At 67.5% G+C, this 10,702-nt stretch carries 7 protein-coding genes and 1 pseudogene; 6 read left to right on the top strand and 2 right to left on the bottom strand.

From position 1 onward, the window contains the following. Nucleotides 1–304: 304 nt before the first annotated feature. Together FPZ41_RS40945 and FPZ41_RS40940 are read right to left on the bottom strand one after the other, a co-directional pair. Nucleotides 305–2,239: an FHA domain-containing protein gene (locus FPZ41_RS40945; protein WP_322621367.1), complete on the bottom strand. Its 1,935-nt coding sequence runs from the start codon at nt 2,237–2,239 to the stop codon at nt 305–307. 176 nt (nt 2,240–2,415) lie between these two features. After that, nucleotides 2,416–4,290 carry a serine/threonine-protein kinase gene (locus FPZ41_RS40940; protein ID WP_152869239.1) on the bottom strand — a complete coding sequence of 625 codons (1,875 nt, stop codon included), beginning with the start codon at nt 4,288–4,290 and terminating at the stop codon, nt 2,416–2,418. Between the two features lie 1,119 nt (nt 4,291–5,409). Between FPZ41_RS40940 and FPZ41_RS40935 the strand changes: the two genes are divergently transcribed. From FPZ41_RS40935 to FPZ41_RS40915, 6 genes and pseudogenes are all read left to right on the top strand, one after another. Then, nucleotides 5,410–6,030, top strand: coding sequence for a (2Fe-2S)-binding protein (locus FPZ41_RS40935; protein ID WP_152869237.1), 621 nt, complete (start codon nt 5,410–5,412; stop codon nt 6,028–6,030). After that, on the top strand, nt 6,027–7,010 hold the full coding sequence (locus tag FPZ41_RS40930) for an FAD binding domain-containing protein (protein WP_322621366.1): 984 nt from the start codon (nt 6,027–6,029) through the stop codon (nt 7,008–7,010). The genes FPZ41_RS40935 and FPZ41_RS40930 overlap by 4 nt, the downstream gene beginning before the upstream one ends. Next, a complete protein-coding gene (locus FPZ41_RS40925) occupies nt 7,007–9,214 on the top strand; it encodes a xanthine dehydrogenase family protein molybdopterin-binding subunit (protein ID WP_152869235.1) in 2,208 nt (735 codons plus the stop codon). The genes FPZ41_RS40930 and FPZ41_RS40925 overlap by 4 nt, the downstream gene beginning before the upstream one ends. Next, nucleotides 9,211–9,381 (top strand): annotated as a pseudogene (locus tag FPZ41_RS50065) (XdhC family protein); the annotation flags it as partial. The gene FPZ41_RS40925 and the pseudogene FPZ41_RS50065, both read left to right, overlap by 4 nt. A 434-nt stretch (nt 9,382–9,815) precedes the next feature. Further along, nucleotides 9,816–10,367 carry an XdhC family protein gene (locus FPZ41_RS50060; RefSeq protein WP_322621365.1) on the top strand — a complete coding sequence of 184 codons (552 nt, stop codon included), beginning with the start codon at nt 9,816–9,818 and terminating at the stop codon, nt 10,365–10,367. Between the two features lie 127 nt (nt 10,368–10,494). Continuing rightward, nucleotides 10,495–10,702: transposase (locus tag FPZ41_RS40915; protein WP_152869233.1), on the top strand; the 208-nt coding region annotated here is incomplete at its 3' end.

Genomic DNA, 10,702 nt, shown 5'->3' with positions numbered 1-10,702 from the left:
CGGAGCAAACGGGCGGCCAAGTCCGCAGCTCGATGGGCGCGAGGGTGTGCGTATGAGGCAAACACCTCAAGCGTGACGGCCACGAAAGTTACTTACTGGCACAGAGCTTCTCTAAATGCCCACTGAGAGGGCGTTTGATCTAGGTGGATTGCCCTTTATGTCCTAGTAGGTTCCTCGCCAGGTGGGTGTCGTTTCGTCTGCTATGCGTTTGGTGAGGTTGTCGATTGTCAATCCCCTCGCAGCCGCCGTGCGGGGCCGGTCATGCTGGCTGTCGCAGCGTGCGGGTGGCCCTGCGTACCCACCCTCAGGCCGGATTCACGGACGCGGCTTCCTGCTGTGCAAGACCCGACGGGATATTTTGCGGGTTGGCGGGGCGAGGAACGTAGACGGGGGCGTCCGACTGGTAGAAGAGATCGATGTCGGCCTCCTCGCCGCCGACGATCAAGGTGTCCCACGCACCGCTTTCCTTGAGCGTGCGCAGCGTGGCGGGTTCCAACGCCGAGAGGTGGCTGCGCAGTTCCTCGTCGGTGGGCATGCCGGGGAGGCGCGGCGCGAGCCGCTCGCGTATCGCACTCATTCTCTCCAGCAGGGCGTCGAGGTGCGCCTGCTGAGACTCAGAGCCGTCGGCGGGAGCCGGTTCTATACTGCGGGCGATGATGTCTTTGATGGCGCGGGTGGCGCCCTGTTCGTCGGTGGTGACCATGGCGTTCCAGGCCCGGCTCTTGTGCCTGTATTGAAGCATGGACATCGCCGCCTCGTGCCGGATGAAGTCGGCGTCACGCAGCGGCTTTCCCTGCCACGCTCGGCTGAGGGAGCGGGCCAGCGAAGTGGCGGAGGCAAAACCGCTGTTGAGGCCGCGGCCCGGCCAGAAGTGGATGGCGTTGGCCGCGTCGCCCAGCAGGAAGCCGTACGTGCCGGGGCTCGTCGAGGTCGGGCGGGTCAGCTGCGCCGTGAACCGCGGGCGCTGCACCATGTCCAGTCGGAACGACGTGACCGCGGTGAGATCGTCCTCGGTCATGCCGTACAGCTTCAGGCCCTCCCGGATCCGCTTCCACAGGGGCGAGCTGCGCAGCAGGGCGGGCAGGAAGAGGGTTCCGTGCGAGGGGCAGCGGAACTCGTTGTCCTCCTCACGGCTCATGACACAGGGACGAGCGGCGATGCACTCCTCGAAGACATGGCGGACCGGGTCGAGGCCGACGACGTTCTTGGCCTCCTCACGGGTGAGGCGCATGTTCAAGAAGCCTTCGCCGCGGAGCGAGTTGAGAAGGAACCTGTTCTGCGAAACGGTCAGCAGAACGCTCATCGGGTCGGGCAGCGGGGACTTCACCCGTAGCCCCAGCACCACGTCCTGCAGATGGTCGCCTTCGAGGGAGTAGATCGAGGCGTCGGCCGCGCCGAAGAAGTCGCTGTAGTGCTCCCTCGTACGGGACCGTCCGCCCTCGCAGACCACCAGGACGTGTTCCTGCGAGAGCCGGCCCTGGTGCTCCGACGGGTCGAAGCGTTCCGGTACCAGCCGGATCGCGGTGCTCTTGTTCGCCAGCTCCAGCAGGCGGTCCTCGATGTAGGCGATCCGGATGTTGCGGGGAGGCCGGCCCTCCACGGAGTCCGGTCCGACGGGCCACATCTCCGCGAAGTCCCCTGAGCCGAACAGCGCCGACTGCATCTCCTCGGGCAGAGCGAGGTACTGCCGGCTCTGGATGGTCACGACCTGTTGACGACGGGTGTTTCCGTGGGTCTCGTCCTTCCAGACCACAGAGGAGCCGTTCTTGATCCACCGGCCTTCGTAGATCTTGATGGCGACCCGCCCGCGCAGCATGTTCTCCAGCGTCAGCGCGAAGGCGAGGCCGACCGGCCCCCCGCCGGTGATCGTGACGCGGAGCAGGCCGGGATCCGCGGATGCCTTGGCCCGGGGCATGTCGAGGAGGGAGAGGTCCATGACCGTCTCCACGGCGTCCTGCGAATCGAAGAGGAAGGTCTCCTCACCGATCCGGATGCGGTCGTTGGCACGCAGTACATGCCGTGTGACGCGCTGGTCGTTGACGAAGGTGCCGTTGCGGCTGCGGTCGTACAGGACGAAGCCGGCGTCCTCCTCCACGATTTCGGCGTGCAGACGGGAGGCACTGACGCTGACAATCACGACGCCGCTGTCGCTCTTGCGGCCGAACGTCAGAGGAGTGGCGCTCAGCACGACACTCTGACCAGTGAAGGGACCCGTTTGCCCCACGATGACCGATGGCACAGCTACTCCTAGCGGATGATACTCAACAGGGAAACAGAGGCCGCGTGATGCGGCTGACCCGGCATGAGGACGGAACTGTCACTCACGCGTGGGCGGGCCCGGTTCGGTTCAACTCTTCGGAGACCCAACCGGCCGGAGGGCAGCGTGCCTGGACTCGGTCACGCGTTCACGAGCCGTCATTGACCATGCGATGCGCCTCCGGTCGTTCCCGCCTCGCACGTCAACGAGAGAGGCACCATGTTGGACTTGCCCTTCAGAGGGGCATTGAGCTCCACGCCGATTTCGCTCTCGAACGTTCCGGCCTTCGCCCACGTGGTCAGACTGACGCTGACCTGCTTGGTGAGGCTTCCGCCGTTCGGGAATGACAGCGTCCTCCACGCCTCATCGGTGACCGTGCCGTCCGTGGACACCCACCGGTAGGAGAACTGCGCCGGGAGCCGGTCCACCGTGAACGACGCCGTGAAGATGGGCGCCTCCCCGCTCGGGGGCGGGCACGGTCCCGAGTACGTTGTCTGCGAACCCGTCACCTGCATCTGCACCCCCTCGGAAGTGGAGGTGTCCTGCCCGCCAGCCCCTGTGCTGGGAGCGGCGGTTTCCTCGGCGTTCTGTGAGGCGTCCTTCGTATCCGGAGAGGCCGCACCGGCGCCTGCGGTGGCAGAGTTCTGCTGCTTTCCGTCGTCGTCCCCGGCGTTCACGACGGCATAGCCCGTCCCGGCCAGCGCCAGAGCGCACAGGGCCACGCCCGCCGCCACGAGGGCAGTGCTGCGCCGGTTGCGGCGTGAGGGAGCCGGAGGGACGGGGAACGCGGGCGTTCCCACAGCGGTGGTATCCGGCGAGGGATGCACGGCCGTCGGCTGCGCCGCGGGCTGCGTGGCGGTTGGCTGTGCCGGGGAACTCGCGGCGGTGAGCTGCGCCGAGGGATGCGTGGCCGCAGGCTCGGTCTCCGCCTGGGTGGGGGATGCCTGCGTCGTGTGCTCGGTCTCGGCCTGGGTCGGAGACACCTGCGTGGCCGCAGACTCGGTCTCGGCCTGGGTGGGGGACACCTGCGTGGCCGCAGACTCGGTCTCGGCCTGGGTCGGAGACACCTGTGTGGTGTGCTGGGTCTCCGCCTGGGTGGGGGATGCCTGCGTCGTGAACTCGGTCTCGGGCTCTGCCACGATGGTCGGTGAGTGAGGAGCCTGCCGCGCGGTTCCCGTGTCGGGCGTGCCGTTCTCACTGACTAACTGCAGTTCCCGCGCCGCCGGTTCGGCGCCGAGGCGTTCGTCCGGATCCTTGAGCAGCAGTCCTTCGATGACCGGGGTGAGGGCGCCGGCCCGTCGAGGGGGCGGCAACTCCGTGTCCACGATGGCCCGCAGGGTGCTGAGAGCTGTGTTCTGGCGGAAGGGCGAGATCCCCTCGACCGACGCGTACAGCAGCACGCCGAGCGACCACAGGTCCGAGGCGAACCCGGGCCGCTTGCCCAACGCACGCTCCGGGGCCAGGAATTCGGGCGATCCGACGACTTCACCGGTCATGGTGAGCGCTGTGTTGCCCTCGACCTCGGCGATACCGAAATCGGTGAGTACCACCCGGCCGTCCTTGGCCATCAGCACGTTGGCCGGCTTGACGTCGCGGTGCAGCACGCCGGCCTCGTGGGCGGCGCGGAGCGCGGCGAGCACCTCACCACCGATGGACGCGGCGAGCTGTGGGGTGAGCGGGCCCTCGGCCTTGAGCAGGTCGGCCAGCGACTGACCTTGTACCAGCTCCATGACGATCCACGGGCGGCCCTCTTCCATGGCCACGTCGTAGACGGTCACCACGTTCCGGTGCGACACCCGGGCCGCAGCCCACGCCTCACGCTCCAGCCGCGTGTACATCCGCTCGATGGCGGCCGTGGCCAGCCCGGCAGGCGCCCGGACCTCCTTGATGGCGACCTTGCGGTGTAACACCTTGTCGTGGGCGCGCCACACGGTGCCCATGCCGCCCTCACCGAGGGGCGACAGCAGGGTGTAGCGGTCGGCGATCACACGCGTGCGGCCCGACTCTTCGGACCCGGTGTCCTCACTGGTCATCGGGGCGATTCTTCCTTTCGTCATGCAAGCAGCTCGTCGGAGCGCGGATGTCGCCCTTGGAGCATCGATTCCTGTGCACGACCACCGTCGGCGGAACCGCTGTTCATCCGCCGGATCGCAACGCTGTATCTCTGCCCCAAGGGGGTGTGCGGGAGGACGAGCACGCACGGGTCTGTCCGGGGGGCGGGTCACGGACGAGTGAGCCCCCGGTGGACAGATCCGACGCGCACCCATGGGCACATCCCGTGGTGATCGTACTGCCGTACGAGGGCGGCGGGCGCCGAAGTCTGCGGGCACTGCGTAAATCACCGCGCTGATCCACGCGGGTCCGGCAGCTGGCCCACCCCCTTCGCGCAACGCCAACCCGGCGAGGAGCCCACGAGGGCATAAGCGGCAATTCGCCCACGTCAAATGCCCTCTCGGTTCAGGGCTTTGGCCGCGTTGAGCAGGGGGGTGGGCGCGGCAGCCGACTGGTGCCCCCGAATCCCACCCCCTTGTGGACTGCCTGTACATTTCTGTGTATCGTAATAAGTAGACGAGGCGTCCATATCGTGCGGAGGTTCAAGCCATGGCGACACCTTAGAGGGCGGCGTCGTGGGCCTGACGCAGGCATCATCGGCTTGTCCCGCGTCACCTGTGGATAGATGTCGGGGCCCCAGCCGCTCTCGCAGAGTCCCATCAGTAAAAGCTGCGGTGGTCCTCGGATGGCAAGGGTCTGGGGCTCCCGTCGGCGCGCCTCGTGTCCGCCGGACTCCGGAGGGTCCTGATGGCTGCTCGGGCAACCGGAGGGAAGCAGGGCGAGCCGCCGTCCGCTGTAATCGAAGAAGGCGGCAGCCGCCTCCTGGCCTCCCCGCATCGAGGAGTGTTCCGACCCCCGGGATTGTCCTGAAACCGGTCCGGTGGAAGCTGACTGCCCCTGAACCAGTCCATCCGGTGATTCCCCGCCCCGGATCGTCACGCACTCGTGCGCCGGCTTCCGCACCGGCCATAGGTCGCCGAGCCCTACCTCTCGGCCATCACACAAGGACCAGCCGTGTCGGCCCCCACACTGCATCGCCGATGCCTTCCAGTGCGGAGGAAGGCAGATCTCCCCATCACCTACCCGCAAGGAGACACACCATGGCCGATTCTGACGCACTGTCAACTGGCGAGCGCAGTCGCCGGAACGTGCTCAAGGCCGGTGCCGCTGTGGCCGTGTCGGGAGGCGTGGCACCGCTCGCGCTTGCTCATCCGGCCGTCGCGGCGGAGTCGGCGCTGCCGCCCCCGGCCTCGACTGCCGAGGTGACACTTCGTGTCAACGGAGTCCGACGTAACGTAACGGTCGAATCCCGCGTCACTCTGCTGGACGCGCTCCGTGAGCGTCTGGGCGTGACAGGGCCGAAGAAGGGCTGCGACCGCGGTGAATGCGGCGCCTGCACCGTCCTCGTTGAGGGCCAGCGTGTCAAGTCCTGTATGACGCTCGCTGTCATGGAAGACAACCGTGACATCACCACAGTCGAAGGTCTGGCTCGCGGAGACGAACTGCACCCTGTACAGGCGGCGTTCATCCAACGGGATGCCTTCCAGTGCGGGTTCTGCACATCCGGGCAGATCATGTCGGCCGTCGCCTGCATCAAAGAGGGCCACACCGGGTCCCATGCCGAGATCCGTGACTGGATGAGCGGCAATCTGTGCCGGTGTGGCTGTTATCCGAACATCGTCGAAGCAGTACGAGACGCCGCGAAGGGAGGCAAGCTGTGAAGCTCTTCGACTACGCGCGTACGTCGCGTGTATCTGACGCTGTCGGCCTGGTTGCGGGCCACCCCGGTGGCGCGTTCATCGGGGGCGGGACCGAACTGACGAATCTGATGAAGGACGGTGTCCTCGCCCCGGACCTCGTCGTGGACGTGGGCGCGCTGGCCCTGGCAGACATCGGCGTGAGAAAAGGCCAGTTACTTATTGGCGCCACGGCCCGGATGGGGGATGTGGCCGAACACCCGGTGGTCCGTGAGCGGTTCCCCGTCATTTCCGAAGCCCTGCTGGCTTCTGCGTCCCCACAGGTGCGCAACAGAGCCACCATCGGCGGAAATCTCATGCAACGGACCCGGTGCTGGTACTACCGGGACGTCGGCAGCGCCTGCAACAAGCGTGAACCCGGCAGCGGCTGCCCCGCCATCGGCGGACAGAACCGCTGGCACGCGATCCACGGCGGCAGCGATCACTGCATCGCCGTCCACCCGTCCGATCTGGCCGTCTCGCTGACCGCTCTGGACGCGACGGTGCTCACTCTTGGACCTGATGGCCGCCGGTCCATCCCCATCGGGGACTTCTACCGTCTGCCCGGTTCCACTCCGGACCAGGAGACCGCGCTGCGGCACGGCGAGCTCATCACTGCTGTCGAGATTCCCGAGAGCGGACCAGCAGCTGGCTCCCGCTACCTCAAGCTGCGTGACCGGGCCACGTTCGAGTTCGCCGTGGTCTCCGTGGCCGCCGCGCTGATCCAGGCGGGAGGAGTGGTCACCGATGTGCGGCTCGCCTTCGGTGGCATTGCCACCAGGCCGTGGCGCTCGGCCGGTGCCGAGGAGGCCCTGCGCGGCCACCCGCTGACCCAGGCCACCATTGCGGCAGCCGGCCGAGCGCTGGTTGACGGCGCTCAGCCGCGGGAGCACAACGCGTTCAAGGTCGAGCTGGTGCAGCGCGCCCTGGCCGACATCCTCGAGGACTTTGGAGGCCGCAAATGAGCCCGATTGTAGGGAGCCCCGTAGCCCGGATCGACGGACGCGCCAAGGTCACGGGAGCGGCCACCTACACCGCGGACACTCAGGTCAGCGGAGCCCTGTACGGCTACCTCGTGCTCAGCACCATCGCCAACGGACGCATCACCGGCATCACCACCCAGGACGCCGAACGTTCGCCCGGTGTGGTCGGCATCTTCACCCACCAGAACATGCCCCGCCTGGCCGTTCCCACCTCGCAGCTCGCGGCCTACTGGAAGCGTGTCATCCCCCTGCAGAACGCGGACATCCACCACAGCGGCCAGCCCGTGGCCTACGTGGTGGCTCAGACTCTGGAGCAGGCTCAGCACGCGGCGTCGCTCGTCAACGTTACTTACGACGCTCGCACACCCCAGACCAGCCTTTCCGGAGCCATGGACGAGGCATATGTGCCCGATCCGGGTCTGGAGGGTCCCAACGAGGTCACCCGCGGCGACACCGAGGCGGGGCTGGCACAGGCCGATGTCCGCATCGATGTCAGCTACACGACACCGATGCACCACCACAACGCCCTGGAGCCGTCCGCGACGACGGCCGTCTGGGACGGCGACCGGCTGACTGTGCACGAAACCGCGCAGGGCATCAACGCCACCCGGCTCAGCCTCTCCGAAGCGCTCGACGTGCCCCTTGCCAACATCCGTGTACTGTCCCCGTTCCTGGGCGGAGGGTTCGGAGCGAAGGGCCCGGTGTGGCCACACACCATGTTCACCGCCGCCCTCGCCCGCCATCTGAGGCATCCGGTCAAACTGGTGCTCTCCCGTGCCCAGGCATATACCTCCAATGGCCACCGCCCCGAAGCCCACCAGCGGTTCAGGCTCGGAGCCAAGCGGGACGGCACCCTCACTGCGATCGACCACATCACGACGTCCCAGGTCAGTCGGACCGAGGATTTACTGTTCAACACCAGCGAACCCACGCGCATGCTGTACGCCTGCCCCAACGTGCATGTAGCCCAGAGGGCTGTGAAACTTCATCTGCCCGCGCCGAGCAACATGAGGTCACCGGAAGTCGTCGCCGCCCACGGCCTGGAGACCGCACTCGACGAGCTGAGTTACGAGCTGGACATGGACCCCATCAAGCTCCGGCTGCGCAATTACACCTCGGTCAATCCCGACAATGGCGCCGCCTTCGGCAGCAAGCACCTACAGGAGTGCTACCGCCGGGGCGCGGACGCATTCGGCTGGAGCAAGCGCGATCCGCGCCCGCGATCGATGCGCGACGGCGACACCCTGATCGGCTTGGGCATGGCGTCCGCGGCGCACACGGCTGGCGGAAGGCCGGGAGCCGGCGCCCGTGTAGTGATCTCCGCCAATGGAAAAGCAGTGGTCCAGGTCGCCACCCACGACATCGGAACCGGAACCTACACGGTGATGTCGCAAGTCGCCGCGGACAGCCTGGGACTGGATCTTGACGACGTGGATTTCGAACTCGGTGACACCGACTACCCGTTCGCGTTCGTCTCCGCCGCGTCGGCCACGGCCCCCGGTGTGAGCGCCGCCGTCAACCGAGCGTGCACCACAGCCCGCCGATCCGTGATCGACATCGCAGTAGCGGACCCACGGTCCCCCCTTCACGGCATCCCGGCCGACCAGATCACCGTCGAAGCCGGGATCCTGTACGACACCGACCGGCCAAAACTCCGCGACACCATCCGCGCGGTCGTCACTCGGCACGGCGAGCCCGTGGAGGCGACCACCAACCCAGTTCCCATTCCCCCCGGTTACACCACCGGTGCGGTCTTCGCGGAAGTACGCGTCGACCCCAGGCTCGGACAGGTCCGCGTCACCCGTATGCACGGGATCTTCGACGCTGGCCGGGTCCTCAACCGCAGGACGCTGCGCAGCCAGGCGATCGGCGGAGCGGTCTGGGCCGTCGGCTTCACCCTGTCCGAGCACACCATGGTCGACCACCACCTGGGGCGGATCGTCAACCCCAATCTGTCGGGCTATCTGGTGCCTGTCAACGCCGATATTCCCGAGATCCACATCGGCTTCGTGGACAAGCCTGACCCGGCGAACCGCGAGGCGTTCGGTGCACGCGGGTTCGGAGAAACCCCGATGACCGGCATGACGGCCGCCATCGGAAACGCCGTCTACCACGCCACCGGGCGCCGCATCCGGGACCTGCCCATCACCCTGGACAAGATCATCGGAGATGGGGAAGCAGGATGAACGACATGTGGGAGCGGCTCCACCGTCTCTGGGAAGCCGGCACACCGTGCGCGCTCGCCACGGTTATCTCCGCGTACGGCTCGGCTCCCCGCCGACCCGGAGCCATCATGATCTGCGCCCCGGACGGAACAGTCACCGGCAGCGTGTCTGGCGGCTGCGTGGAGGGCGCCGTTTACGACCTGGCACAGCAGGTCGTGCGGGACGGTACTCCCGTGCTCGAACGCTACGCGGTGAGCGACGACGACGCGGGAGCGGTCGGCCTGACGTGCGGTGGCACCATCGAAGTCCTCGTCGAGCGCGTCGACCAGCAGTCCTTCCCCGAATTGGGCACCCTTCTCCACCACATGCGGGGCGGGGTCGCCGTCGCTCTGGCCACGATCGTCGGGGCTGACGGGCCGGTACGAGCCGGCAGCACCTGGTGTGCTGGGACAGCGGCACGAGCGGGAGCACGGGCGACTCCGTCCTCGACGGTGACACTGCCGGAGCGGCCAGGAGACTGCTCGGCCAGGGGCGCTCCGACACGTTTCGCACCGGGCCAGCCGACGGGGACTCCGCCGCTGGCCCGCGGGTGTTCGTCAACTGCTTGGCGCCGCCGCCCCGCATGCTGGTCTACGGATCCAATGAGTTCGTCTCGGCCCTCGCCTGCCAGGGTGCACCGCTCGGTTTCCGGGTCACGGTGTGCGACGCACGGTCGGTGTTCACCACCCCCGAGCGCTTTCCGGACGCGGACGAGGTCGTCGTGGACTGGCCCCACCGCCACCTCGCCGCCGAGGCGGCGGCAGGCCGGATCGACGGCAGAACGGTGGTCGTCTCGCTCACCCACGATCCCAAGTTCGACGTGCCCGTGCTTCAGGCCGCGTTGGGGATGGACCTGGCCTACGTCGGAGCCTTGGGCTCCCGGCGAACCGCAGAGCAACGCAGGGCATCCCTGCGAGCCACGGGAGTGCGCCACGACCAACTGAGGCGGCTCTGTTCCCCCGCTGGGCTCGACCTGGGCGGTGCCAGCCCGGCGGAAACCGCACTGTCCATCGCCGCCGAGATACTCCTCCTACGCCACGGCGGCCGTGGTGCCCGGCTGTCGGGAACCACGGCCGCGATCCACCAGGAGGCCCCGACAGCCGTTCTCTCCTCATTGGGGGCGGGTCGCATGTGATCCGAGGATGGCCCACCGTGACCACGCCCGCTCCTTTTGACAGCGGCCTTGGCAAAGTCCAGGTACGCGGCCAGTTGTCCCTCCCCTCGTAGCGTGGAGTCCGTGAATGCAGGGGAAGTTGAGGCTCATGGGGTCCAAGCAACGGACGTATACGCCTGAGTTCCGTGAGGGTGCTGTACGCATTGTGATCGAGACGGGCAGGCCGATGCCGGAGGTCGCCGAGGAGCTCGGTGTCCACTCCGGGACGCTGCACAGCTGGGTGTCGCGGTGGCGGCGCAACGGCTCGGCCTCCTCCGACCGGCCCGCGCCCGCTGCCTCGAGCGGTCGGCTGCGGG

Source organism: Streptomyces acidicola (genome assembly GCF_009377235.1).
Taxonomy (GTDB): Bacteria; Actinomycetota; Actinomycetes; order Streptomycetales; family Streptomycetaceae; genus Streptomyces; species Streptomyces acidicola.
The sequence above is the reverse complement of the archived record's forward strand: the minus strand, read 5'-3'. Positions and strand labels throughout refer to the sequence as shown.